Origin of the sequence: Gardnerella sp. DNF01199S, from assembly GCF_049244155.1 — a bacterium.
Classification (GTDB): Bacteria; Actinomycetota; Actinomycetes; order Actinomycetales; family Bifidobacteriaceae; genus Bifidobacterium; species Bifidobacterium piotii.
The window spans coordinates 1,002,451-1,028,439 of the sequence record NZ_CP058380.1 but is presented as its reverse complement, the minus strand read 5'-3'; the positions used below and the strand labels follow the sequence as shown (position 1 = coordinate 1,028,439).

The following is a 25,989-nucleotide window of genomic DNA, read 5'->3' as shown; positions in this document are numbered from 1 at the left end:
TAATTTCTTCTCCTTAATCTATAAATTTCAATTAAAAAAGCGACTGAACTTATATTTCAATCGCTAAATGTCTTATATATTAAATTGTTTTAAGTGTGGCTTCTTATCCTTACCATTTTTACATCCTAATTTTGAGTATAAAAAAGACGATAGAGTTTTAACTGTCTATCGTCTAATACCTTTACTATGATATTTTTAAATCTTTTTTGACCAATATACTTTTAATAATTTAGAAAATATTATTTGCACAAATGCAACTATTATTAACGCTAAAAAGGCTTCATAACTTACATATGCTACAAATAAAGAAACAGTTACAATAGCCATTGAAAATATAGGTATTATATTTGATCCTGACTTCATCTTTATTAATATCATTCTTTCATCTGTTTCTTTAGTATGCATCTTCTCCAATATATCTCTATTTCTATATGCTCTACCAAGCATTGACATGTAGAATACAGATACAAGTTCAAGTCCAATAAAAAATACTGCTACATAATATGTCACATCTTCTTTTAATGGGAATTTATATTTTAAGTAAAAATTTCCAATAATAACTGCGAGTAAGGCAACCATACATAATAAGACTAAAATACTAATTCTAAATCCTATTTCTTTTTTATATTTTTCTAATTTGTTCATATTAATCATCCTCTTCTATACTAAATATTTCTTCAATACTCATATCAAAAAACTTAGCAATTTTAAAAGCCAACGGCAGTGACGCTATATATTTTCCAGTTTCAATGGAAGTTATGGTCTGCCTTGTAACTCCAACTTTATTTGCCAATTCTTCTTGAGTTATTTTATGCTGTTTTCTTAATCGAAAAATTGTATTTTTCATTTTCCTCCTTCAACAGCAAGCTAACTTTACATATAAAGTATAGCTCGCTTTGCTTTTTTTGTAAAGCGTACTTTGCTTTTTGTAATTTCTTAAACTAAAAAGACGATAGATTTTGTCAACCATGTTCGTATAAAAAATGATGGAACAGGACCACAGTATTATGTAAAAGATAGCCACACGCCTATTATTCCAAGAGATATTTTCTTTAAAGTTCAAGAAGAAATGGTAAGACGAGCCAACATGTTTAGTGGTGAGGAGAACAAAAAAGGAGAGTTTATTCCAGTAAGTACGCTCTATCCAGCCTATGTGTTTGTTCTAAATGCGGGGATGTTTACAGAAGAATTGCTTGGAACAACCGAGGAGTGCATTCTGTTGTTTGGCGTTGTTGTACCAGATGGGAAAATGGTCCTAGTGCTTGCGATGCTCCGACAGTACAAGAGAACGAACTGCAGTCTGCTACAGTGAAAGCCATAAAGAAGGTGTTTAGTATACCGGATGAAGTATTGGATACGTTGAAGAATAATATTAGAGAAATTATCGCGGGAAACAACTTAAGTGAGCTTGAAACGGTTGATAAAAAAATCGCGGACAAACAAGCGATACTACTAACCTTGCTTAAAGCTAAAAAAGACTACGCGAAAATAGCTGATGAAATTGATGAGCTTAAGGGTAAGAAACAGCAGCTTCTTATAGAAAAAGCAGGTCAAGAAGATGCTAAAAGACGGATCAGAGAAATGGAAGATTTTCTGAAAAGTGAGCGTCACGATATTAGTGAGTATGATGAGAAGCTGGTAAGAAAGTACATCAAGAAAATAAAAGTTTACGAGGATAGGTTCAGCGTAATTTTTAAATCAGAGATTAGTGTGAATATTGAAAGGGCATCGTAAAAGCCAAAAGAATGTGAGCGTTTGAAATGTTACAAAAGTCAGCCTAGGGGGGAATCCTCTCTAGGCTGTTTTTATGCTAAAATCAATCTATTAAGCCAATCTTAAACTTTTTAACGATAGCTTTTTCTATCGTTAAAAAGTGTAGCTATGCTACCAGTACTTTTCATCAATATTGAAACAATTAAATTAACGTATCATAGAATGTAAGAAAACAATAGGAAGAGAGAAGGAGGTGCAGTATGATTACTGAACGATTAAAGATAAGAAAATTTACTAATAATGATCTAACGGAACTCTATAATCTACTTTCAGATGAAGATGTCATGGAATTTGTAGAACCGCTTTTTTCGTTGGAAAAAACAGCGGATTTTCTAAATAGTGTTGCACTGATTGACCCTCCTTTGATTTATGCGGTGGAAGATTTTAGTCATAAGTTTATCGGATATGTAATATTTCATGAGTATGATGAAGACTCCTTTGAACTTGGTTGGATACTTAATAAAAGATACTGGGGAAAAGGATATGCCAATGATTTAACAAAAGTCTTTATAGAACGTAGTTCAGAGATAGGGAAAAACTTGGTTATTGAGTGTGATTCGAATCAGGAAATCTCAAAACATATTGCGCTGAAAAATGATTTTGAATTTCTTGGAGAAAGTGATGGCTGCAGTGTATTCAAAAGAAAGCTGGTTTGTTAGTGTTCATATAAAATGTACAAATATGCTCAAATAAAGATGCACAAAATCTTAATTCTCTTCTCTTTGAAATACATGTTATTTAAGTCTATAAGATAGGCTGATACATGAATAACAACTGCATGATGCAATAACATATTTATTATTGGTTAGGCTATTGTTAGTTGAACCTAAACGATATTTTTTTAGAGAAGTTTTGAGCAAAATAATGAAATAAAAGACGGTGTATTGGACGCGCTTTTGGGTTGTTAATATGCTTATTTGCCAATTATAATTAAGGCATTCATTAACTATATAGTTAAGGTATTTATACTTAAAGCATTTATTAACAAGGGAGTTGTTCATGTGGCTGATAGTAGGAAGTTTGTAGCAAAAACGAAAGATGTTAGCTTAACGGTGAGAAGGGCTGAGTCTTTTTAGTATTAGTTATGTTAATTGTGAGAAAGAAAAGTATGGATATAAGAGAAGTGAGGAATAGATATTATGGCAAAAAAGAAGAGAAAAACAAAGAAAAAATCAGTGGTTGATAGTGGTGTGCGTAACGCAGGTCTGCTGTCTGATGGTTGCAATCCAGAACTTGTTAAAGATGCTGAGTTTGATGGTATTTTTGAAATTCCAATAATTAAAAAACCCAAGAATCTTATTATCCCGGATAAACTTGTGCCATTCAGCAAAATTGGCAAGGCTGACATAAAAACGTTTGCTGTCTGTGAATATGAGAATGATACAGAATTCAGTGATTTGCTTGCTCATCCAAATGAATATGTTGAAATTTTAAAGCAGTATGAGGGATTTATTTCTCCTGATTGTTCTATATATCGAGACATGCCTTTATCTCTTCAGATTACTAATATTTATAGAAACAGAGCAATTGGATATTGCTTTCAAAAGCATGGTATTTATGTAATACCATGTGTTAGATGGGGTGATGATAGGACATATACTACAAAATTTTTGCCTGAAAAGATCGCATTTTTAGGTGTTGAGAAGCACTCAATTGTTTCTGTTGGTAGTTATGGTCAATTGAAGAACAGAGTTAACAGATACTATTTTGAAGCTGGTATGGACTCTATGATGGAAGAATTGGAGCCTGAAGTAGTTCTTGTGTATAGTAAAATTCCAGATGAAATTAAAGAGAAATATTTGAAAACTCAATTTGTTGAATATGAAGATTGGACTAGCATAGTGAGAAAAAACTAATGGGGGCAGGACAGAGCGATTTATATAAGGGAACGTATGGCGATAATCCTGATAATATTCCAGATGAATTTAAGGGAAGGATAAAGTTGCCTGAGAATGATTCCCAGATAAAACATATCTTTGAAGAAAGAGAAGGACACCTACCAGATACGCCAGAAAATAGGAAGATGCTAACTGAATTGGCAAACGATGAGCATTTTCATGTTGGTAAAGACATGTATGGTAACGATTGGCATACTAGGATTAACGTAGATGGTACTCAGGATTGGGTTCGACATCAGAACCAAGTGATAAATGAGGGTGGGAAAAATAGTATTCCAAGACAATGGCGTGATAGGACAGGATTAAATAATGATTCGTGGGAGGAATAGTTGTGAATAAGTTTGAATTGTTTTCTATGATTTATTACGCGTTAAATCATTATTGGAAAGAAAATAAAAGTGAAGAATTGACTTCATTTTTAAGTGATATGAATCCTTTTTTATTTGATGATATTGGCTCTGCTGTTCCTTCTGTTTATGAGAAGTATAGTTTGCTAGTAAATGAAGAGATCAGCATTGATAATAGTTTTAGTATTGCTTGTAAATATGTTGAAAGTTTAGGTTTGCAGGCTGTGACGGATGCGTTTGCTTGCGTTAGTGAAAATGATTGGAAAGCGCGGTGCGTGAAATACATGTCATCAAGTCATAAAGGGCAAGATATTTAGTGCGTGAAGCAATTTTTTGCCGTGCGTCTTTTACGCGCAAAAGTGCAAGTTGACCATTTTGGGCGTAATTTTTAAGTTGAACTTGAAATTTACGCCCATTATTAGAACATCACGGCTTACAGCCAACAAGCTGATATCGCATGGGTATGGTGTTAGTAGAATGGATATCGCCCAAAATCAAGCTATTAAGCCAATCTTAAACCTTTTAACAATAGGTTTTTCAATAACCGCTAGCACAATAACGATAGTTATTAGGAATAGTTATTCCAGTAGTACGTCAATATTTCGTTTTGAATATAGAAGTCTGCGCACTTCCATAGTGTCGTCGATGACAACGTAAAAAACAGAAAAGTTGCGTACGTTAATCCTGTAGTAGGGGTGTTCTCGTGTTGTTTGATTAATTACTACTTGCGCTATCAAAGACGTCGTTTTTAGAAAGACGCGTAGAAGTATTTGCGGCAAAAGCGTCTGCTTCGTCGAGTTTTCTTTCAATGTCGTCAGTGAGGGCAGAGTATTGTTTGATGCTCATGAGAACCATAGTTCCATAACCGTTTTTTGTAAGGAATACTGGTGTATTTGAATTTATAACTGTTTCTTCTACTTCTGGGAATTTGTTTCTTAAATCGGAAACTGGGCGAATATTAATCATAGTATCAACCTCCTTTTATCAAGAAAGTATCATAATGTTATCAAGATTACAATAGTTAGCGCGCTATCGAACTTTTATTCCGATGATTGGCGGGTTTTCGTTCCGACGATTGGCTTTGGTTAAAAATGTGGTTGTAATGACTAAATGTTAAAAAGTTTAGCGTGCGGTGGCTTTAAGCTTACTTTTCGAGATTCTAGATGTGATTTTGCTACCTTTCAGCCTACTGGTTGTGTGTTCTAGTTGTTTATGTTTTGGGGAACAAAACGGTGTAAAAATTGTAAAAAAGTTCCCTACATTATTGATTATTGGGGAACAAAATGGTATTTTATTTAAGTAAATGTTCCCCAATTTATGTGAAAAAGGAGTGTGAAGATGGCTGCAAAATATGATGATGTGCAAGAATTGCTTAGAAAAAAGGCTGATATTAATGCTCGCTTGAGTTTGCTTGCGTATGATGGTACTCCTGAAATCAAAAATCGTGGAGATGGTAAATATTTATACACCAGAAAGCGTGTTTCGGGAAAGTTGACGTCTACATATGTTGGTGTGTATTCGGACGATTTGTATAATCTTCTTCTTCGCAATGCAAGTGAATCTAGGCAATTGCGTAAGGAACTTCGCGCTGTAGTAAGGCAGGTCGCGAATGCCGGATATTCTAATAGTGAGTTATCTGCTGATTTGGTGAACAATATTGCTTTTGCAAGGGCTAACTTAAAGGCGAATATTTACGATCAGGCGGTTTTGGAAGGTGTTGCTACTACTTTTCCTCAAACTGAAGAGATTATAGATAACGGGAAAGTGTTTGGTGTTTCTGCGAGTGACGTTCAAAAAATCTTGAATTTGAAGCATGCTTGGGAGTTCATTTTAGACGAGGATGTTGTATTAAGCAGGTCTGATTATTACATGCTCAGTCATATAGCGAAGCTTGTTAATGAGGGCTTTTTCTTAGACGGCGGTCGTATAAGGGGTGTTCCTGTTGCGATTGGTGGATCTACTTATATTACGCCTATTCCTAATGAAATAGATGTTAAAGAAAAAATAAGGAATATTGTTGAAAGTGAGGAAGATAGTGAGAATGTTGAAGGTAAAGTTGGAAGGAAAGAGCCTATTGATATTGCGATTGAATTATGCGTTTATTGTATGAAGTCGCAGATATTTTTAGATGGGAATAAGAGGGCTTCTGTGATTTTTGCGAATCATTATTTGATTTCTCACGGTAAAGGCTTGTTGGTTATTCCAGAAACTAGGGTTCCTGAGTTTAAGAAGTTGCTTGTTGAGTATTATGAGGGTGAAGATTTGCAGGTGATTGCTTCGTTTATGAGGGAATATTGTTGGAAGCATTAAACGCTCGCGATTATGTTGGTTCCTCTGGCTCTGCGAATCTTGCTGTTTATAAAAATTATAGTTTGCTAGTAAGTGAAGAGATTAGCGTCGATAGTATAGACAAATTAATAAAAAAAAATAGAATATTTATTAAGATTATTACAGTAATCAGAGAGAATGGAAGATCTTGTTTACTTAATAGTCTGTTTTATAATCATTTGATACAGAGTCGTGTTAACGAAAAGGAGGCTAGTGGTGTTATGAGGAGTAAAACTATTTTTTGTAAAACCATTTTTCAAAGTTGTCTTGTTATGCTTCTGCTGCTAGGCTCTCTATTTTCTCTTTCTGCATGTGCTGACGATGAGGAGAAGGCGGAGCTTGCGTCGTATCATTGGGAAACAGTGGCGGTGTCTCGGGAAGAGTTTCGTATACCAGAAAACTATATGAATAAGAATGAGTTGTATCTCTTTGCGTCACGAGATATTCTTGATTCTCATTATGATTTGTCTAAAGTCACTCTTGGCGGTGAGCGTATTAAGTTAGTTGACTCATCGTTTAATTTACCTGGTCCAGGGCTTAAAGCTTTATTTTTAGTTGGAAAATTTGATTTAAAAGACAAGCCAGGCTCTTGTAAGTCAAGCTCTTGTGTTCTTAAAGTACCAGGACTTAATAAAACAGGTAATGTTGCTGTAGGTTATAAGAAGAAATAGTAGTATTTTGCACTAAATGCTTAGTGTGAATGTTGAAAGTGTTTATATCAGTCGAGGAATCCTATTCATGTAAATTGTGTTGCAATATGCGACACAGTATTTTATGGTGTGTGTATGGAGGTTGATTGATATGGCAGCTACTAAAACAGCTAATGTGAATGTGAGAATACAAGAAAATATTAAGCAGCAGGCGGAGCAGATTTTGGAAACTATTGGAATTTCTAGGGCTACTGCTATTGATATGTTTTATCGTCAAATCATTCTTAATAAGGGTATTCCGTTTTCGCTTACTATTCCGAAGTCGCTTCCGGCACAAGATGATATGGATGAGAAAACGTTTAACGCGTTGATGGCTAAAGGTTATGATCAGGCGGTTCAAAGTGATAGTTATTCGATAGATGATGTTTTTGAAGAGCTTGAACGTTGATTAGCAGCCGTGGGGTAAGCTTGGTTTTAGAAGAATACGCGTAAAAAATTATTACGTTTACTTTTGTGTTGATGAGAGTAGAAAAGAAGTTCAAATACTCGCGGTTATTTACGTGAGAAGAGATCAGGCTAAGCAATTGGAACAATTGTAATGTAAACGTGTTATTAAGCCAATCTTAAACTTTTTAACGATAGCTCGCTTCTATCGTTAAAAGGTGCACCCACTATCAATAGTGTGCACTCAAAAAAGTGTAGCTATACTTGGAGTTCTCTCAATCCATACAGAATCAGTAGCGCTCCTTTGCAAATCGTGACTGTTTCAAGAGGTGTTTGCGTGTCTAGTACGCTGACCGACTCCTGCGGCGTATTGGTCGATTGGGCGGAAAATTCCTTCCTTATTCCCGTAAAGGCTATGTGCGATGAAGGAACATTGTATCGTTATCTACCGCAAGTCGCTCTGTCTCTGCTTTCCGGCGGGCAGTAGATGCCATCAGGCAAACTTTGCATTTGAATTGGCGGTCGGTTGCGCTCATTTGTCGGCAGAAATTGCGCTTTTAACGGCAATTGCCAACTGAACTTGCTACTACGCAACTGCTGTTTTAGCTATAATTTCACCATGATCATGATGAATTCTAGTTTGAAATGGAGATGTTTTTATGATTTTAGCAGATAAAATATTGGAACTGCGTAAACAAAACGGTTGGTCGCAGGAAGAATTGGCGGACAAATTGGGCGTCAGTCGCCAAGCTGTTTCCAAATGGGAAGGCGCACAAAGTATCCCAGATATGGAACGGATAATTGCATTGAGCCGTTTGTTTGGTGTTAGTACAGATCTTCTGGTAAAAGATGAAATTGATGTTATGGGGAAGAACGTCAACGCAGATGAAAATGCCTGCCAGGAAGAAGCCGGCGTTCGCATGCGGGTAATTGAGCTGGAAGAAGCCTCCGCTTATATTGCTCATAGAATATCATTTGCCGCATATGTTGCTCTAGGTGTTCTTCTTTGTATTCTGGCGGCAATCCCGTTGGTCGGCAGTGATCTTTTGCTTTCTCACACAGTAAATGCGCAAGTAGGTAAAACTATGGGCTTAGCATTCAGTGTTGCGATTATTACCGTAGCTGTAGCTATTTTTATTATTCAGAGTTTCCACGGAAAGCGTTATCAATATTTGGAAAAAGAGGACTTTGAAACGGCTTACGGCGTTGACAGTGTGCTCAAAGAACGCTTGGAACGATTCATGCCGTCGTATGTGCTGCGTACGGTCAGCGGTGTCGTTTTATGTATGGTTGCCTTTATTTTTCTTATAATTTCGGATATAGTGCCGGAATTTTATCAACTTTCATCCGGCTTTTTTGTAGTTATCGCTATTGCTCTGGTGGCAGCAGCTGTTTATTTATTCGTACAGGCGAATATTGTCCGCTCGTCCTATTACCGTTTGCTGCAGCCGAAGAAAAAGATTGTCTATCCTGCAAAGATTAGGTTATTCCTCCAAGCTTACTGGCTTATAATTGTCTGCATTTATTTAGCCTACAGTTTCATCACGTCCGATTGGGGAAAAAGTTGGATTGTTTGGCCGTTGGCCGCATTGACTTACGGAGTAATAGAAGTGGTGCTCAAAGCGTGGATGCTCGGAAAGAAATAAGTGACTTTCGGAGCCGATTTTGTGGCGATGTTTGGCGGCATCAGTGAAGATGATTGGAAAGCGCGGTGCGTGAAATACATATCATCAACTCATAAAAGGCAAGATATTTAGTGTGCTGTGCTAGTTTGAAAGATTTAATAAAATACTCTCATTGGTGTAGTGTATGTAAATAACATTACCCGACGTGCCTCTTAACAATGCGGATTAAGTCGGGTCTTTTGATTTTTGGTCTATAACCCGATATTTAACAAGGGAGTTGTTCAAGTTGTGAATAGTAGGAAGTTTGTAGCAAAAACTAAAGATGTTAGCTTAACGGTTAGAAGGGCTGATTCTTTTAACATTAGTTATGTTAATTGTGAAAAAGACGTGTTTGGGATTGAAGAAAATCAAGATGGTATAAAGCTCGTTCAAACAGAGAAAGTGTCGGCTTTTTACTGGTTGCGTTGGCTTGCTAAAGGCAGTCCTGAGGTAATTGTTTCGTTGCCGGAGAGTGTTGATTGAAGCTGAGTCGAATCAAGTATTAGTAGCAGATATTAAAGCTGACAAGATTTATGCGGATGTTCATAACGGCAGGGTGGAAGCAAGAAATGTTCAGGCGAATGCTGTTTTTCTAAAGTGTCTTAATGGTTCTGCTGTGGTGAATAATGTTAAGGTTGTTGCTTCTTGCATGGTGGATACGTTAAATGGTACGAGTGTTTTAGAAGGAGAAATACCTAAGGATGCATGTCTTGAAGTAGTTTGTGAAAATGGTATTAGCGAGGTTTCTGATAAGAATAAGGTCAATCTTAGTTGTAATAATCTTGGGTGTAAAACAGATGGATGTGCTCACTATGCGGTGCATTGCTTGAATGGAAAAGCTGTAGTGAAGTAATACTGTTGTGGTGTTTTATGTCCGCTACTTTGACCAATCGCACGAAATAGAGTTTGGCATATTCTAAAAACGCTTCGGAATGTTGAGCATTAGGCTTGGTGATTTTTAATCCAAGTGTAAAGGTCATTTTCATTTGCTTCGCCTGATGCAACTTTGAGAATAATATCTATCAGTTCTTCATTTGGCAAGTTCCTCATAGACTTTTTTGTTCTTTTTGATGAATATGTTAGATAAATCCATAACTTCATCGTCTGTTGGAACAGTAACTTTTTCAGTTTTGGCTTTTGGGAATTCTAAAATTACGTAGCGAGGAGCGTTGTTTTTCAAAATAACAGCTGATCCGTATGTGTCAACAAGTCGCGCAACTTTAGAAAAGTTTTGATTTGCTTCGGAAATAGAAACAAGTGTGTCCGTATTTACATTCATATCAAGAACCTCCATTTTTAGGAGGATTATAGCATATATTTTAGGATAAATAAATCCTAAGTATTTCAAATCTACGTCATAACTATTAACTCAGAAAAGATGTGACAGGTGTCAATCGGAACTCATGGTTTGTCGATTGAAGCTGTGTAAATACAACAGTCTTAGGTTGAGCATTAGACGACAACGCTAGCAAAAATACTTGACTAAAATACTTGACTATGACGTTGCGTAATACTTTATTCTAGTGATAAGGAAGGAGGTGAGATAGTGAAAACAGTGAATGAAGTCAGCAAGATAGCAGGAATTAGTATTCGTACTCTTCAGTATTACGACAAAATCGGTTTGTTAAAACCGTCCGCTTATTCGGAGTCAGGATATAGGTTGTATGGTGATGAGGATCTAAAGGTACTACAATCCATTTTGCTGTTTAAAGCTTTGGAATTTCCGCTCAAAGAAATTAAAGAAATAATAACCAGTGAGCATTTCGACAAAGATTTAGCGCTGGAACAACAAATCAAATTATTAATCCTGAAAAAAGAGCATTTGGAAAATTTAATTCTTTTTGCAAAGGGATTAAAAGCATTAGGAGGTAACTATATGAACTTTACAGCATTTGACACAAGCAAAATTGATGAGTATGCCAAACAGGCAAAAGAGTATTGGGGAGATACACCGGAATTCAAGGAATTTGAAGCTAAAGAAAAAAGGAGAAACAGCGAGGAAACAAAAATGCTCCATTAACAACTCATGCTGATTTTTGCAGAATTTGGCAAGGTAAAATCACAACCCAGCGATTCAGTTGAAGTTCAGGCTTTGGTAAAGAAACTGCAGGAATTTATTACAGCTAATTTCTATAAGTGCTCGAATGAGATTTTATCCGGACTTGGCAAGATGTATGCTTCTGGTGATGATTTTACGAAAAATATAGATGCGTTGGCAGGCGAAGGGACATCAGTATTTGTCAACAAGGCAATCGAATATTATTGCAAGTAAGTTTTATAATCGAATTATTGATTAAAAACACCTAATTAACTAATGTAGTGCTCCCAAAAGTTGGACCAAAAATCTAACTTTTGGGATCATTGCAAAAAGGTGCTTTAATTTTCTACCAGAATAAAAAATTGTTTTGTAGAAAATAGATTCTCAAACTTTTTAACGATAGCTCGCTTCTATCGTTAAAAAGTGCACCCACTATCAATAGTGTGCACTCAAAAAAGTGTAGCTATACTTGGAGTTCTCTCAATCCAGATTGAAGTACTGTTTTTAGTAGTCTTTAGTGTTAATTTATCATCGCATTTATTACCATTTTTGCTTAATTCTCAATCATTAAGAGTTGATGATACACCGTTGCATATGGCAATTAGAGAAGCTCTTGCAAACACGTTGATTCATGCTGATTATTATATGCGAGGAAACACGGTTATTACATATAATGATGCTGTGAACACTTCTGTTGACGGTTCTTCACAATCTTCTACAGAAACGAATATCTTGAACGCTGGTTTTAAGCTTTCTTTTGCGAACCCTGGGTGTTTACGTATGCCTATAGAAGTGGCTTTGGCTGGAGGTTTTTCTGATTCTCGAAATCCCGCACTGCTTAAAATGTTTGCACTGATTTCTGTTGTTGAACGTGCAGGAAGCGGATTTGATGCTATGAGAGCTGGATGTGATTGGGCTAGAATACCTCATCCAAGGTTAAGTGAGTCCTTTAATCCTGACCGTACCACTCTTGAATTTTTTGTAAACGATAAGAATAACATTGTATCTAGTACTGAAAATCACAAAACGAATCTTAGTGTTCATTCGTCAAATTTAGTGAATAATACTTATAATTCAGGACTTACTGCAAATGCACTTTCACAAGATTCTAATAAGTCATATAAGCGTATGAGCGTTGACGATTGCTATAAAAAGATTATTGAAGCAGTACATAATCATTGAACAATAAAGCGTGAACAAGTGCAAATATTCTTAACGTGGGTAGCACCAAAGCTAAGCAATTGTTATCTAATCTAGTTAGTAGGGGAGATATTTCAGTTTGTGGAAAGGGTCGAGCTACTACTTATGTTTTTAACCGCTAGTTAAACAAAAGCCGCACATGCGTGAATTAATCCACGTGCATGTGCGGTTTGCTAGTTATTTAGTGATTAAGCAAATCAGGCGTTTACGCGATCGATGCCAGACTGTACGTCTGCAATCACGGAATCCCAAGACTTGATGAAGGCGGCAACGCCGTCGGCCTCAAGCTTGTCGGTAACGTCCTTAATGTTAATGCCAAGCTCAGCGAGCTTGTTCATAACGGCGTGGCTCTCTTCGTAAGTGCCCTTAATGGAAGCAGCACCATTGCCGTGATCGGCAAGAGCGTTCAAAGTCTTTTCTGGCATGGTGTTAACAACATGCTCAGCAACCAACTCGTCAACGTACTTGCAATCGGAGTAAGCTGCGTTCTTGGTGCCAGTGGAAGCCCAAAGTGGACGCTGCTTCTTAGCGCCCTTGGCTTCAAGATCAGCCCAACGTGGGTCAGCTGCGAACTTCTTTTCGAAGAGTTCGTAAGCCAAGCGAGCGTTAGCAACAGCAGCCTTGCCTTCAAGAGCCTTAGCTTCAGCAGAACCGTTAGCTTCGAGGAGCTTGTCAACAGCGCTATCAACGCGGGAGACGAAGAAGGAAGCTACGGAACCGATGTGCTTCAAGTCGTGGCCGTTAGCAGCAGCTTGAGCAATACCTTCGATGAAGGCATCGATAACCTGCTCGTAGCGCTCGAGGGAGAAGATCAAGGTTACGTTCACGGAGATACCCTTAGCAAGGGTAGCGGTGATAGCTGGAAGACCTTCCAAAGTTGCAGGAATCTTGATCATAACGTTTGGACGATCAACCTTTGCCCAAAGCTCTTCAGCCTGCTTTTCGGTGTTAGCAGTATCGTGAGCCAAGCGTGGGTCAACTTCGATAGAGACGCGGCCGTCAACAAAGTCGGTCTTTTCTGCAATCTCACGGAAGATATCGGTTGCGTTACGAACGTCGGTAGTGGTCAACTCGCGAATAGCGGTCTCAACGTCAACCTTGCCGAGCTCCTTAAGCTGTGCGTCGTATGGGCCAACCTGGCTCAAAGCCTTCTGGAAGATAGATGGGTTGGTAGTAACACCAACAACATTCTTGTTAGCAATCAAATCCTGCAAAGAGCCAGACTCAATGCGGGTACGGGACAAATCGTCCAACCAAATAGAAACGCCGGAATCGCTAGTGCGCTGCGTTGCTTCAGTCATGTTATCTCCTTAACACTGTGCTCCACCAATTGGAACACGTTGGTAGTGTTGGCGTTTTACAGGAAACAGCGGTTGATGTTAAACCATCTGTAGCCTAACATCAACACGCCTTTGCTGTTTCCAGTGAAGTTGCTAAATTAGCACTTCGAGTTTTTGTGATGAATCAATTTTATTTTGACACATCAAGTTTTATTTTGATTACTTGCTATCTTAAGCGCGTGCTTCTTCGATAGAAGCCTTAGCAGCTTCTACTACGTGCTCAGCAGTAATACCCAAGTCGATCATGTTCTGACCGCCGTCGCCCTGCAAGCCGTACTGTTCGATAGAAACAGCCTTGCCGCAATCGCCAAGATACTTGTACCAAGGCAATGCCAAGCCAGCTTCGATGGAAACGCGAGCCTTAACAGACTTTGGAAGGATTGCTTCCTTGTACTCTTCGTCTTGCTCTTCGAACCATTCGAGAGATGGCATGGAAAGAACGCGAGCCTTAATGCCTTCAGCTGCCAAAGTCTTGGCACCAGCAACAGCCCACTGAACTTCGGAGCCAGTAGCCATGATGATTACGTCTGGAGTGCCTTCGCAATCAACCAAAACGTAAGCGCCGTGCTTTACGCCTTCGCGAGCCTTCTTGGCAGTTTCTGCAAGAGTTGGAACACCTTGGCGAGTCAAAATCATAGCTGTTGGGTAGCTGTTCTTCTTCTCGAAGAAGTAGCGGTAAGCTTCAGCAGTCTCGTACTCATCTGCAGGACGCACAACCTCAAGCTGAGGAATAGCGCGGAAAGCAGCCAAGTGTTCGATTGGCTGGTGAGTTGGACCATCTTCACCCAAAGCTACGGAATCGTGAGTCCAAACGTAGAGGTTTGGAATCTCCATCAAAGCAGCCAAGCGAACTGCTGGGCGCTCGTAGTCAGAGAACTGGAAGAATGTGCCGTTGAATGGGCGAGTGTTAGAACCAAGCAAAATACCGTTGGTAATAGCACCCATTGCAAACTCACGCACACCAAAGTGAAGCTGACGGCCGTACTCGGAAACGTTTGGCCAAGTGCGAGTTGCATCCTCGGATGGGCCGAAGGAGTCAGCACCCTTAATGTTGGTGTTGTTGGATCCACCCAAATCAGCGGAACCACCCCAAAGTTCTGGCATAACAGCAGCAATTGCGTTAAGAACTGCGCCAGAAGCCTTACGGGTAGCAACCTTGGAACCAACTTCGAAGCCAGCAACCAAGTCGTCAATAGCCTTGTCGAAGCCTTCTGGAAGCTTGCCAGCCTTAAGACGATCGTAAAGAGCAGCCTTATCTGGGTTGGCAGCAGCCCACTTTGCAAGAGCTTCATCCCAAGCCTTGTGAGCAGCCAAACCGCGCTCGGCAACCTTGCGAGCATGAGCCAAAGCTTCTTCGTCGATTGGGAACGAAACTTCTGGATCGAAACCGCAAAGTTCCTTCAAGCCCTTAACAGCTTCTTCACCAAGCTTAGAGCCGTGGGAAGCTTCATTGTTGGTCTTGCCTGGGGTTGGCCAAGCAATCAAAGTATTAACCTTAATGAAGTGAGGCTTATCGGTAACTTCCTGAGCCTTTTCAATAGCTGCAGCCAAAGCCTGAACGTCTTCCTTGTAGGAACCGTCTGGCTGAATGAAGCTAACTTCATCGGTGTACCAACCGTATGCACGGTAACGAGCAAGAATATCTTCAGAGAAGGTGAGCTTAGTATCGCCTTCAATCTGAATGTGGTTTGCATCGAAGATTATAGTCAAATTGCCAAGCTTTTGGTTTCCAGCCAAGGAAGCAGCTTCAGAAGAAACGCCTTCCTCAACGTCGCCTTCACCGCAAATAACCCAAACCTTGTGATCGAATGGGGAAGTGCCAGCTGGAGCTTCTGGGTCAAGAAGACCGCGCTCAAAGCGCTGACCATAAGCAAAACCAACAGCAGAAGCAAGACCCTGACCAAGTGGGCCAGTAGTCATTTCGATGCCTGGAGTTAAGCCATATTCTGGGTGACCTGGAGTACGCGTGTCTGCACCGCCACGGAAATACTTAAGATCGTCAAGAGTTAAGCCGTAACCAGAGAAGAACAATTGCACGTATTGCGTAAGCGAAGCGTGACCGCCAGAAAGAATAAAACGATCGCGGCCAGCCCACTTTGGGTCAGCAGGATCGTGCTTAATGAAGTGCTGGTACAAGGTGTACGCAATTGGTGCCAATGAAACAGGGGAGCCAGGATGTCCGTGTCCTGCTCGCTCAACAGCATCAGCCGAGAGAACCTTCGCCATCTTTACGGCGCGCTCGTCTAATGCAGACCAGTTGAAATCGGTCATGTGATCTACTTTCCTTCCAATAATTCGGGTTTTTGCGCACAGCTTGCGCTGGCCATTACCCTCACATTGCCCTTTAATCCTATCTTTTATATCAGACGAATTTTTAACAAAGTGTGTCAAAAGTTAACAAAAGTTTATATTTATAGTTAGTTGTTGTTCTGTAAAAGTGACTTACTAAAAAATACTTAATAATACTTAATCACATATTGTTATCACATATTATTTTGGCATATATAATAGTTAGCAGTGAATTAATAAACGATTAGTGCTATTTATAAAAATTATTAGCGCTATTTAATCGAGTTTGATGTTTTAATAAAGGAGAATCAATGCAATCACGACGCATGATGATATTGCGTGCGGTTGTTGAAGATTATATTCGTTCGCATGAGCCTGTTGGGTCTGCATCTTTAGCTAAAAATCACAAATTAGGCGTTAGTTCTGCAACGATTCGCAACGATATGTCTCTTCTAGAAGAAGAAGGCTACTTGATTCAGCCACATACTTCTGCTGGAAGAATTCCTACAGAAAAAGGCTATAGGTATTTTGTTGATGGCTTAGCTGCGTTAATCCCGCTTTCTAATGCGCAAAGACGAGGGATTCGCACGTTTTTAAGTGGATCTGTTAGTTTACAAGACACTCTACAACGCTCAGCGCGACTTCTTGCAAGCATAACTGGTCAAGTCGCACTCGTTGCGTCTCCTGCATTGTCGAAGTCAAAAGTAAAAAGAATTGAGATTGTTCAAGTATCGTCTTCAACTCTTCTAGTTGTTGTTATTACAGACGCTGGAGGAGTTGCGCAACACATTATTCAAGCCTCTAACATAAATCCAGACGACTTATTGCATTTAGTTAATATGGTTAATGAGAGCTGCGTTGGAGCCTCTCTTTTAGATGCTTCAAAACGTGTTTATTTGCTTGCAAATCGTAAGGATTTAGCGTCTGCTTTGCAAGTTATTAGTCAACTTGCTAACGCATTAGAAGATATGCATAATGGCGAGCATTCTCACGATTTGTATATGGCTGGAGCTTCTCAACTTGCGCATAGACAAAATATTGGCGATTTTGCGTCTCTTTTTGACGCTTTAGAAGAGCAAGCTGTTATTATGCGTTTAATGACTTCGCTAAGTGAGGAGGCAAATGATTGCGCAAGTGGCGTTAGCGTTGCAATAGGCTCGGAAACTCACACGCCTGGTCTTTTAAATGCTTCTGTTGTAACAAGCGCTTACGGATACAATTCAGATTCCGATTCGGCGTTTATTGGCTCAATCGGACCTACGCACATGGATTATGCTGCAACAATGACGGCTGTTAAAGCTGTAGCAAAATATCTTAATACGTTTATATCTGAAAATTCATAAAAGCAAATTCATAAAAACTAGCTGGCTGTGCCTTATGCAAAAATAATTTTAGAACATAAAAGGGGAGTTAAGTGACTGACTATTACAAGATTTTAGGTGTTGATTCTAACGCTAGCGACGATGAGATTCGCAAAGCTTATAGAAAGTTAAGTCGAAAGTATCATCCAGATATTGCAGGTCCTGAGTTTGAAGACAAGTTCAAGGAAGTTAACGCTGCATACGACGTTTTGTCTAATCCAGAAAAACGCAAAATGGTAGATATGGGCGTAGATCCAAACAATTTATCGGCATCGGGTGCTGGTGCTGGCGCTGGCGCGTATGCCAATATGAATATGGATATGGGAGATATTCTAAACCAGTTCTTCTCTGGGTCTTTTGGTGCTAATGCTGGATCTCCTATTCCGCGCGTTAATCGCGGTGAAGATTCGCTAACAGAAGTTAAGGTTGACCTTAAAACTGTTGTTTTTGGCGGAAACGCTAAGGTTCATGTTTCAACTTTCGGTCTTTGCCAAGATTGTGCTGGAAAAGGTTCGGCAGATAAAACAGATCCTGTAACTTGCTCAGAGTGCAATGGTGCTGGTTTTGTGCAACGAGTTACTCGCACAATGTTTGGTCAAATGATGTCTTCGGAGCCGTGCCGTGCATGTGAAGGCCACGGAACGATTATTAAAAATGTTTGCCCAAATTGCCACGGCCATGGTCGCGTTCGTACTTCTCGAGAAGTTGGAATCACGATTCCTGCTGGAATTAAAGACAACTCTCGCTTGCGACTTGCGTCTCAAGGAGCAATAGGCGAATGTGGCGGTCCTGCTGGCGATTTGTATGTTGACGTTCGCATTCGTAAAGACGAGCAATTTACTAGAGACTTAAACGATTTACATTGCTGGATTGACGTTCCAATGAGCTGGGCTGTGCTTGGTCACAAAGTAGATATTGATACTTTTGATGGCAAAAAGAGTGTTGAAATTCCTGCTGGAACGCAAAACGAAGACACGATTCCTCTTTACGATTTGGGTGTTACTGCTTTTGGAAGCAAAGATAGAGGAAATCTTATTGTTCACGTTCTTGTTAATATTCCAACAAAGCTTAGCGAAGAAGAGCGTAGTTTGATTGAAAAGTTTGCAAACTTGCACGATGAAAAAGTTAGCGAAGTAAAGCAACATGCTATTGCAGAGCCAGTGGGCAATAAAAAGGGATTCTTTAGCAAGCTAAAAGATGCATTTTGCTAGGATTTAGGATTTTAAGGATTCTTAGTATTTTAAGGAGTTGACTTATGGTATTGCCTATTTTATTTGCTGGAACTCCAGATGTTGCTGTTGCTCCTTTGCGCGCGCTAGCTGAAGATAAAGAACATTTTGATGTGCGAGCTGTTCTTACTCGTCCAGATGCTCCGACTGGCAGAGGTAGAAAGCTTGTTCCTAGTGCTGTTAAAAAAGCTGCGATTGAGCTTGGAATTCCTGTTTTAGAGGTTAATCCTAGCAATGAGCAAGAGTGTGTGAGTGCTCTAAAAGCTACTGGCGCAAGGCTTGCGGCCGTTGTTGCGTACGGAAAGATTCTTAAGCAATCTGTTTTGGATGCTCTTCCTCTAGGATGGTATAACTTGCATTTTTCGCTTCTTCCGCAATGGCGAGGTGCTGCTCCTGTTCAGCGCGCAATATGGGCTGGAGATGATATTACAGGTGCAACAGTTTTTAAGATTACGCGCGGAATGGATGAAGGTCCGATTCTTGCACAAATGACTACCGAGATTGGAGCTCATGAAACAGCTGGTGATTTGCTCACTCGATTAAGCAATGATGGTGCAAATCTTCTTTGCTCTGCTCTTGTTGGTATGGAATCTGGTCAAATTATTCCTGTTGAGCAAGACTCTACGCCTTGCCAAATCGCTCAAAAAATCACTGTTGAAGATGCTCATATTCGTTTTGATATTCCAGCGTTTGCAATCGATAGGCAGATTCGTGCTTGCACGCCAAATCCTGGAGCTTGGTGCAATCTTCATGTTGATTCTAGTGATTTGCAAACAATTAGTTTGCACGTTCTTGCTTGCGCATTAGCAAAAGATGAAGATATTGAATTACATAGTCTAAACGAGCTTAAACCTGGGCAGATTCTTGCAAAAAAGCACAATGTTTGGGTTGGATGTGCAAGTGGAGCTATTGAGCTTTTAGAAGTTAAAGCGCAAGGTAAAAAAGCTATGAATGCTGCAGATTGGGCGAGAGGAGCGCACTTAAGTAGTGAATCCTACTTGAGTTAATACTAGCTAATACTACTTGGATTAATCCTATTTGGATTAAATGTTAGCTTAGTAAATCTAAAACTAGGCTTAGGTCTCGCGTATCTATGCTTGCTTTAGCTTGACTTTTTAATAACTGCTTTGCGCAAAATGCTACGCCTAATCCTGCTGTTTTAATCATATCTATATCGTTAGCGCCGTCTCCAATAGCAACGCTTTGAGCAATATCAATATTGTTCTTGCGTGCCCAATTAGTCAATGCTTTTGCTTTATATTGACGATTTACTATTGGATCAATAACCTTTCCACTTAGTTTAGAATCTACGACTTCTAGATTGTTTGCAACCCAAAAGTCTATGTTTAGTTTTGGTAAAAAATCGTCTAAAACTTGCTTGAATCCGCCGCTAACAGCTCCAACTTTCCATCCAAAAGAGTGCAATGTGTTTATAAGCTTTTTAGCTCCATTTGTTACATGAATATTTTGCGCAACTTCTTTAACGCAAGAATAGTCAAGTCCCTTAAGCATAGAAACTCTTAGCTTTAGCGACGTATTAAAGTCCATTTTTCCTTGCATTGCTTTAGATGTTATGTATGCTAAATCGCAGCCAACTCCAGCAATATCTCCTAATAAATCTATAACTTCTTCTTCAATAAGAGTGGCGTCTACATCTAAAACAAGAAGCCCTGGTTTTTTTAGTGAAGGAGTGTTTGAAAGAGTATTAATTAAGTTTTGTGTTTTTAAGTATGGTACTTTAGTCATGTTATAATCTTTTAAGAGAGTGTTAGGTTTATTAATTAATTTTAAGGCTGGTTTAAGAAATTTAGGAATTTGTTTTGCTATGCGTTTTGCATTGTAAAACTTCTTATAAAACTTATATTAAAAGTTAAATGTGAAAGTTTATTGATTTTATTTGAATATTGCGTGTGGAAGTTTGGTTTAATTTGATTAGTTGAGTAAAATAGTTGCAGATTTATGGATAGTTGCAGATTTATGGAATAGATAAATAATCAAAATGTGGGGAATTAAAGAGGTGAGTAGAGTATGGCAAGTATGAATTTACGCGATGTTGCTCTTGAAGTTGCTAGGATTTTGGAAGATGTTGGCAAGCACGCTTATCAAGACCAATTAAATCCTCGAGATATGGCAAGCATGATGGTTTTGGGTGATCCGAATCAAGCAGATTCTGGTTTTGGAGATAAGCTCGTACGCTTTATTGAAAATCGTCTTACGTATATAAACACCTTCCAGGGATTTTGGCGTAATCGTCCAGAAAATTGCAATATTGGTGATCGTTTTTGGTGCGTTGGTAATATTGACGGTGCTATTAACTTTAATCGAGATCTGGCAGAGTGGACTCTAACTGTTTCGCTTTTTGAGTTTAACGATCAAGGCTCCGCAAGGCCAATTCTTGGAGTTGTTCATGCTCCAGCTTTAGGTCTTACTTATTTAGCAGCTAAAGGCCAGGGTGCTATTCGTATTCGTAAAACTCCTAATGGAGAAAAGCGAGAGAAAATCACTCCTTCTACAACATCAACATTGCACGGTTCTGTTGTTTGCTACGGAATGTCTTATATTCCAGGCGAATCTAAAAGAGCTTTGGATGTTGTTTCTTCGCTTGAGGAAGAATGTCCAGCAGATATTAAGCGCATTGGCCCTGCTTCTCTTGATTTATGCAAGGTTGCTGATGGTACTTACGACGCTTATTTTGAGCCGCATCTTCACGAGTGGGATATTCCAGGCGTTTCCGCTGGTGCTGTTGTTGTTAAAGAGGCTCAAGGTCATGTTCGACAATGGAATGGTGACTCAATCCATTGGAGACGCGAAAACGACGTTATTGCTTCGAATGGTTTAATAAATAAAGAACTTCAAAATTATTTGCGATAAATTAGAGTTAAAAATCTTAGCAATTGTTTGCATGATTTTTAATATTAAAGCTTTAATTTTGAGAAAAACATTTATGCAATCGTTATCATTAAATAGACAATATATAAGCGTGTCGCTTTAGCAATATTGTAGAATGAACATGATATCCCATTGTCCGACATTCAGAGGGGAGTGTTAACGATGATTGACACTGCACAAGCATTTGGCGTAGATATTGGTGGCTCTGGTATTAAGGCTGCACCAGTTAATTTGGAAAAAGGCGAGTTTGCAGAACCGCGATATAAGATTCTCACTCCAGCGGTTTCTACACCTCAAGCTGTTGCAGATATTGTTCGTCAGCAGCTCGAGCATTTTGATGTGCCTGAAGATGTTCCTGTTGGTATTGCTTTCCCAGCGCCTATTAAGCCAGGCAAGAAACTTGAGTTTATGGCGAATCTTGATCAATCTTGGATTGGTGTGGATGTTACAGAAGTGTTTAGCGAAGCTTGCGGTCGTCCTGTTACGGTTGTTAACGATGCCGACGCTGCTGGTCTTGCGGAACAGCATTTTGGTGCAGCAAAAGATAAAGATGGCTTAGTTATTGCAACAACATTAGGCACTGGAATTGGAACCGCTTTGATTTACAATGGCGTTCTTATTCCAAACACAGAGCTTGGTCATATTCAGCTAGAAAAAGGAAAGGGAGATGCAGAAAAGTATGCTGCTTCTTCTGTTCGCGAAAAGTTGGATATGGGCTATAAAAAGTGGGCTAAGCGCTTAACTAAGTATTACGGATTAATGGAAAAGTACTTTAATCCAGACTTGTTTGTTGTTGGCGGTGGCGTTAGCCGTGTGAGCGAGAAGTTCTTGCCGCATATCGATATTAAGACTCCTATTGTTGTTGCGTCTTTGCATAACGAAGCTGGTATTATTGGCGCAGCTTACTATGCAATGCAACAAAGAAACAAGTAAGTTTTTTAATATTTTATTTGTTTTATTTACTTTATTTGCGCTGGATGCTTATGCGTTCGGCGCATTTTTTATATTTGGTTATGCAATGCGCTAGTGTAGTCGAGTGCGATTTTCTTCTAGAGTTGATGTAAGCGAGCCAAATCCAATTATTCTGGCTCAACGCGTTGCTATGTCTAAAGGTATTAAACTTACAAAACTTAACGATTCAAACCCAACAGTGCATGGCCTTGCTCCAAAATGTTTAAGCGCAAAATATACAGCGGATCCTAGAGGGCCAATCGAAGTTAGGCGCATTCTGGCTGATTTTATAAATGCTAGAGATAATCGCGTAGATCAAAATATTGCAAGTCAAGATATTGTAGATCAAAAAAGTAATTCGCCAAAAGCTCTTAATCCAAATAATCTATACGTATTATCGTCTACTTCTCAAGCATACGCATGGCTTATGATGCTAATGTGCGATTGCGGTGACTCAGTTTTAGCTCCAACTCCTGGGTATCCTCTTATTGAATCTATTGCAAGACTTCAAGGCGTAAAATCCATACCATATCCGCTTGTTTACGATGGCTCTTGGACTATTGATATTCCAAGAGTTAAAGAACTTTTAGAGAATACGGATAATCGTATTCGTGCTCTTGTTTTAATAAACCCAAACAATCCAACAGGCTCTTATATTAAGCCAGAAGAAAGAGTGCAATTGTTGAGTTTGTGCAATAAAAATAATGTTGCGATTATTGCAGATGAAGTTTTCTACGATTACTCTTTAGAGCCATTTAACGAAAATTCAAGACTTGCAGGAGAACAATCAACGCTTGTTTTTGCTTTAGATGGATTCTCAAAAATGCTTGCAGCTCCGCATGCAAAAGTTGGGTGGATTGAGGTTTCGGGGCCAAGTCAAGATGTGCAAGAAGCAATGAAACGCCTTGATGTTATTGCGGATGATTTTCTTCCGATTGGCGCAACTGTATCGGAAAGAATTCCAGAATTATTGCAATGCTCTAAAGAGCAAACTGCGATTGTTCAAAGTCGAGTACGCTCTAATCTTAAAACGCTTAGAAAAATGCTTGAAAACTACCCAAATTGTTGCGTTAGTGCATTGCGAGCAGAAGGCGGATGGAATATTTTGTTGCGCGTTCCTTCTTGTATAGATGATGATTTATTAGCTTTGCGCTTAATTAAAGACTACAAGCTGGTTTCTCAGCCTGGATATTATTTTGACATGCCAACTAATGGCTACTTAGCGCTATCTTTACTTCCGCAAGAGGATCAATTCGAAAATGGCGTTACTTTATTGCTGAATACTGTTCATAAAATGTTAGAAGAGATGTAGAAAAATCTAGAATTTTGAAGACTCATGTTCTTAAACTTTAGACTAGATTAGAGTAAACCAGCATCTAACGTAATGCCAAAGCCCAGGATTGAATCGCAAAACTGAGTCTTCTCTTCCTGGAACAAACCAACCTAAGAATGCGATTGCAATAGAGAAGAATAGCATTGCTAAAACTGCAATGCGTATTGTGTAACACATAACTTTTGTGCGCAAAGTTGTACAATCTTCTACGTTTGCGTATTTTTCTAGAAAAACAGTAATTCCGATTATTGCGCTTAGTGAGAACGCCCATCCAAAGTCAGCAATATAACGCCATCCAATTCCTGCTTTTAAGCTGTTGAAAACAACAACAATCATTGCAAGAATCAAAGCACATATAGTAAGTCTTGATGCAAATTTGCTCATTTTTTTAATCATTAACAAAGAACAAATAACGCCAATAAATGCCAATGGAGCAAGGGTAAACATTCCTCCAATCATTGGCTCTGCGTATTGCCATCTATTGAAAGCAATAGGATTAATCGAAATCCAAGGGAAAGCTGGTGTAAAGCGCAATGGCAAAGCTAAATAACTTAAAATTGAGGGAATGATGTTTTGCACAGGAAGGCGCATTGTAGTCATGTCTGTAATAGTAATTTGATATTCGTTACCAAAGTTAAATGGCGACCCAAATCTTAAAGCGTTATACAATCCTATTGGTATTGCAACTATTACAAACGGCACAATCACGCTTAAAACTAGCTTTATTATTTGCTTTAAGTCTTCTTTTATAATTTTCTTGCTAGAAATTAAATGCTTAAAATAGAAGTAAATATTGTTGTAAAAAAGCGGTATTGCAAGCAAAAACGCGATTATAAATGTTGGTCTGCATCCTAGATTTAGAGATATAAACAAAGAGCCTAATGCAATGTGCTTAGCAGATATTTGATAAATAGAATTGTAAGATTCGTTGGATTCTTGTGCTTGATTTTCATCTTTTGCAATGCCATTTTTAGCAGCGCCAAGATAAAACCATAATCCTAAAGATGTAAAGAATAGCGAAGCTGCCATTGGAACACTATAGAATGATGTTCTAAACCACAAGTAAACCGTGTTAGATGTAATAAAGAACAATGCTAAGCAAATAGACACGCAAGCAAGAGACGCTCGTTTGTTTATTCGTTCAATAAGTCTAATCACTAGAAGAGAGCCCGAAATTAAGAATCCCACTAGGCATATAAGAGTTGCGATTGTTGTTGGAAGCATTGCTCCGCCATTAATCCACAAACTCGATATAAGTCTATAAGGCATAAAGAATAAAACAGCTGGAATTACACCAAAATACGAGTACCAATGACCGTTGTAGTATGCGTGATCCCAATAAATATTGTGCACTAAATCAGAAAGAAGCTTGTTTCTTGCAATTGGATCGTACGGATTAGTAAGATTTTGCATTTGCTTAGGAACAGGCAAGTCAAGATATGTTTTGCCTTTAATAAGAGCGTCTGCTGTGCGCGCATATTGATCAAAATCGTACGTGTAGTTTCCAGCAACGTCAAAATGCATTGGAATACCGTTAAAAACATTCCAAACGATTGCAACAACAGCTATAGCAATAAATGGAGTCCAAGATAAAACGAGTAAAAGTCTTTGATTAAAACTTTTTGTATTAAGTTTTATTTTCCACAATTTAGACCAAGGATTCCACAAAGAAATCAAAATTGAAACGACTATAAGAAGAAGAACGCGACCCCAATTCCAGCTGAAAGGTGCTCTAACATTTGCTTTTGCGTCCTCAACGTCTACAACGTCTCCTTTAGGGTGTTGTATCCATAATCTAAGCGTGCTTTTAACTCCAACTGCTTGATCTGGAACAGGAAGCATAGCAAAACTAATAGCTCTAGGGTTGGTGCTTAAAGGCTTTCCAGCGATTTTATTAACATCAATGCGTACATGCACGTCTGTTTTAACAGGACTTTTGCCAATTTTTTTCGGCGTAATTAGTGAAGGCTTAAGCTGAATGTACGGCGAAGATCCGTCGGAATTAACTTCTAAATAAGATTCCGAAGGGTCTGTAATTAAAAGTCCTCCAGAAGAAAGTCTTTTAATTCCAGGGCCAGTAAGATTGTGAGCAAACATGCTATCTGTGCTGCCAGTAACGCTATTCCAAAATGGAATATTCCCAACAGTGCATTCAAACAATGCTATTAACAGCAAGATTGCTAAAGGCGCGCGAAGCACGCGAAAAATGTTGCGTAACGCGCAATTGGCAAAATTAGCTGTTTTTTTCATAGAAA

At 38.9% G+C, this 25,989-nt stretch carries 24 protein-coding genes and 2 pseudogenes; 18 read left to right on the top strand and 8 right to left on the bottom strand.

From position 1 onward, the window contains the following. Positions 1-195: 195 nt before the first annotated feature. The gene (locus HXT45_RS04090; RefSeq protein WP_004111746.1) at positions 196-645 is read right to left on the bottom strand and encodes a hypothetical protein; all 450 of its coding nucleotides are present in this window, start codon (positions 643-645) and stop codon (positions 196-198) included. A 1-nt stretch (position 646) separates the two neighbouring features. Further along, positions 647-847 (bottom strand): helix-turn-helix transcriptional regulator, encoded by a 201-nt coding sequence (locus HXT45_RS04085; protein ID WP_004133084.1) that lies wholly within the window; start codon positions 845-847, stop codon positions 647-649. A 341-nt stretch (positions 848-1,188) separates the two neighbouring features. On the opposite strand from HXT45_RS04085, the gene HXT45_RS04080 reads away from it, so the two are divergent. The 5 genes from HXT45_RS04080 (at position 1,189) to HXT45_RS04060 (ending at position 4,335) form a co-directional block, all read left to right on the top strand. Then, positions 1,189-1,734: a DNA recombinase gene (locus tag HXT45_RS04080; RefSeq protein WP_421782299.1), complete on the top strand. Its 546-nt coding sequence runs from the start codon at positions 1,189-1,191 to the stop codon at positions 1,732-1,734. Positions 1,735-1,973: 239 nt separating this feature from the next. Beyond that, complete coding sequence (locus HXT45_RS04075) at positions 1,974-2,432, top strand: GNAT family N-acetyltransferase (protein WP_115761908.1); 459 nt, start codon at positions 1,974-1,976, stop codon at positions 2,430-2,432. A 480-nt stretch (positions 2,433-2,912) separates the two neighbouring features. After that, positions 2,913-3,629, top strand: a complete 717-nt coding sequence (locus tag HXT45_RS04070) for a DUF4417 domain-containing protein (protein ID WP_004130968.1) — start codon at positions 2,913-2,915, stop codon at positions 3,627-3,629. A gap of 167 nt (positions 3,630-3,796) precedes the next feature. Next, positions 3,797-4,000 carry a hypothetical protein gene (locus tag HXT45_RS04065; RefSeq protein WP_421781333.1) on the top strand — a complete coding sequence of 68 codons (204 nt, stop codon included), beginning with the start codon at positions 3,797-3,799 and terminating at the stop codon, positions 3,998-4,000. After that, positions 3,988-4,335 (top strand): hypothetical protein, encoded by a 348-nt coding sequence (locus HXT45_RS04060; protein WP_050543393.1) that lies wholly within the window; start codon positions 3,988-3,990, stop codon positions 4,333-4,335. Before HXT45_RS04065 ends, HXT45_RS04060 begins: the two co-directional genes overlap by 13 nt. A 397-nt stretch (positions 4,336-4,732) precedes the next feature. On the opposite strand, the gene HXT45_RS04055 is transcribed toward HXT45_RS04060, so the two are convergent. Then, positions 4,733-4,984, bottom strand: a complete 252-nt coding sequence (locus HXT45_RS04055) for a type II toxin-antitoxin system Phd/YefM family antitoxin (RefSeq protein WP_004130963.1) — start codon at positions 4,982-4,984, stop codon at positions 4,733-4,735. A 372-nt stretch (positions 4,985-5,356) separates the two neighbouring features. On the opposite strand from HXT45_RS04055, the gene HXT45_RS04050 reads away from it, so the two are divergent. The 5 genes and pseudogenes from HXT45_RS04050 to HXT45_RS04030 all read left to right on the top strand — a co-directional run bounded on the left by HXT45_RS04050 (position 5,357) and on the right by HXT45_RS04030 (position 9,957). Further along, positions 5,357-6,328, top strand: coding sequence for a cell filamentation protein Fic (locus tag HXT45_RS04050; RefSeq protein WP_421781331.1), 972 nt, complete (start codon positions 5,357-5,359; stop codon positions 6,326-6,328). Positions 6,329-6,567: 239 nt separating this feature from the next. Beyond that, positions 6,568-7,017, top strand: a complete 450-nt coding sequence (locus tag HXT45_RS04045) for a hypothetical protein (RefSeq protein WP_421781329.1) — start codon at positions 6,568-6,570, stop codon at positions 7,015-7,017. Positions 7,018-7,147: 130 nt separating this feature from the next. After that, positions 7,148-7,444 (top strand): type II toxin-antitoxin system RelB/DinJ family antitoxin, encoded by a 297-nt coding sequence (locus HXT45_RS04040; protein WP_165845255.1) that lies wholly within the window; start codon positions 7,148-7,150, stop codon positions 7,442-7,444. Positions 7,445-8,099: 655 nt separating this feature from the next. Next, positions 8,100-9,086 carry a helix-turn-helix domain-containing protein gene (locus HXT45_RS04035; protein WP_004130947.1) on the top strand — a complete coding sequence of 329 codons (987 nt, stop codon included), beginning with the start codon at positions 8,100-8,102 and terminating at the stop codon, positions 9,084-9,086. Positions 9,087-9,353: 267 nt separating this feature from the next. Further along, positions 9,354-9,957 (top strand): annotated as a pseudogene (locus tag HXT45_RS04030) (hypothetical protein). A 177-nt stretch (positions 9,958-10,134) separates the two neighbouring features. Here HXT45_RS04030 and HXT45_RS04025 read toward each other — a convergent pair. Next, a complete protein-coding gene (locus HXT45_RS04025; RefSeq protein ID WP_116689541.1) occupies positions 10,135-10,383 on the bottom strand; it encodes a type II toxin-antitoxin system Phd/YefM family antitoxin in 249 nt (82 codons plus the stop codon). Positions 10,384-10,650: 267 nt separating this feature from the next. On the opposite strand from HXT45_RS04025, the pseudogene HXT45_RS04020 reads away from it, so the two are divergent. Together HXT45_RS04020 and HXT45_RS04015 are read left to right on the top strand one after the other, a co-directional pair. Then, positions 10,651-11,376: pseudogene (locus HXT45_RS04020) on the top strand (MerR family transcriptional regulator). A 315-nt stretch (positions 11,377-11,691) separates the two neighbouring features. After that, on the top strand, positions 11,692-12,324 hold the full coding sequence (locus HXT45_RS04015) for an ATP-binding protein (protein WP_421781326.1): 633 nt from the start codon (positions 11,692-11,694) through the stop codon (positions 12,322-12,324). 215 nt (positions 12,325-12,539) lie between these two features. Here HXT45_RS04015 and tal read toward each other — a convergent pair whose 3' ends face one another. Both tal and tkt read right to left on the bottom strand, forming a co-directional pair. Next, entirely contained in the window at positions 12,540-13,643 is a 1,104-nt protein-coding gene (gene tal, locus HXT45_RS04010; protein WP_016635345.1) for a transaldolase, read from the bottom strand. 210 nt (positions 13,644-13,853) lie between these two features. Beyond that, complete coding sequence (tkt, locus tag HXT45_RS04005) at positions 13,854-15,953, bottom strand: transketolase (RefSeq protein ID WP_421781324.1); 2,100 nt, start codon at positions 15,951-15,953, stop codon at positions 13,854-13,856. A gap of 344 nt (positions 15,954-16,297) precedes the next feature. Here tkt and hrcA point away from each other — a divergent pair, with 344 nt between their 5' ends. From hrcA to fmt, 3 genes are all read left to right on the top strand, one after another. Then, positions 16,298-17,314 carry a heat-inducible transcriptional repressor HrcA gene (hrcA, locus tag HXT45_RS04000; protein ID WP_016635343.1) on the top strand — a complete coding sequence of 339 codons (1,017 nt, stop codon included), beginning with the start codon at positions 16,298-16,300 and terminating at the stop codon, positions 17,312-17,314. A 71-nt stretch (positions 17,315-17,385) separates the two neighbouring features. Then, positions 17,386-18,543: a DnaJ C-terminal domain-containing protein gene (locus tag HXT45_RS03995; protein ID WP_018615762.1), complete on the top strand. Its 1,158-nt coding sequence runs from the start codon at positions 17,386-17,388 to the stop codon at positions 18,541-18,543. A 44-nt stretch (positions 18,544-18,587) separates the two neighbouring features. Then, complete coding sequence (fmt, locus tag HXT45_RS03990; RefSeq protein ID WP_421781321.1) at positions 18,588-19,568, top strand: methionyl-tRNA formyltransferase; 981 nt, start codon at positions 18,588-18,590, stop codon at positions 19,566-19,568. A gap of 43 nt (positions 19,569-19,611) precedes the next feature. Here the strand turns inward: fmt and serB are convergent, their stop codons facing one another. Then, positions 19,612-20,307, bottom strand: coding sequence for a phosphoserine phosphatase SerB (gene serB / locus HXT45_RS03985; protein ID WP_421781319.1), 696 nt, complete (start codon positions 20,305-20,307; stop codon positions 19,612-19,614). Between the two features lie 282 nt (positions 20,308-20,589). Between serB and HXT45_RS03980 the strand changes: the two genes are divergently transcribed. From HXT45_RS03980 to HXT45_RS03970, 3 genes are all read left to right on the top strand, one after another. Beyond that, positions 20,590-21,432 (top strand): inositol monophosphatase family protein, encoded by an 843-nt coding sequence (locus HXT45_RS03980; RefSeq protein WP_016840121.1) that lies wholly within the window; start codon positions 20,590-20,592, stop codon positions 21,430-21,432. 180 nt (positions 21,433-21,612) lie between these two features. Then, positions 21,613-22,383 (top strand): polyphosphate--glucose phosphotransferase, encoded by a 771-nt coding sequence (ppgK, locus tag HXT45_RS03975; RefSeq protein WP_004130916.1) that lies wholly within the window; start codon positions 21,613-21,615, stop codon positions 22,381-22,383. Positions 22,384-22,486: 103 nt separating this feature from the next. Then, positions 22,487-23,713 carry a pyridoxal phosphate-dependent aminotransferase gene (locus HXT45_RS03970; RefSeq protein WP_353938468.1) on the top strand — a complete coding sequence of 409 codons (1,227 nt, stop codon included), beginning with the start codon at positions 22,487-22,489 and terminating at the stop codon, positions 23,711-23,713. 42 nt (positions 23,714-23,755) lie between these two features. On the opposite strand, the gene HXT45_RS03965 is transcribed toward HXT45_RS03970, so the two are convergent. Then, a complete protein-coding gene (locus tag HXT45_RS03965) occupies positions 23,756-25,984 on the bottom strand; it encodes a beta-carotene 15,15'-monooxygenase (protein ID WP_421781317.1) in 2,229 nt (742 codons plus the stop codon). Between the last annotated feature and the right edge of the window lie 5 nt (positions 25,985-25,989).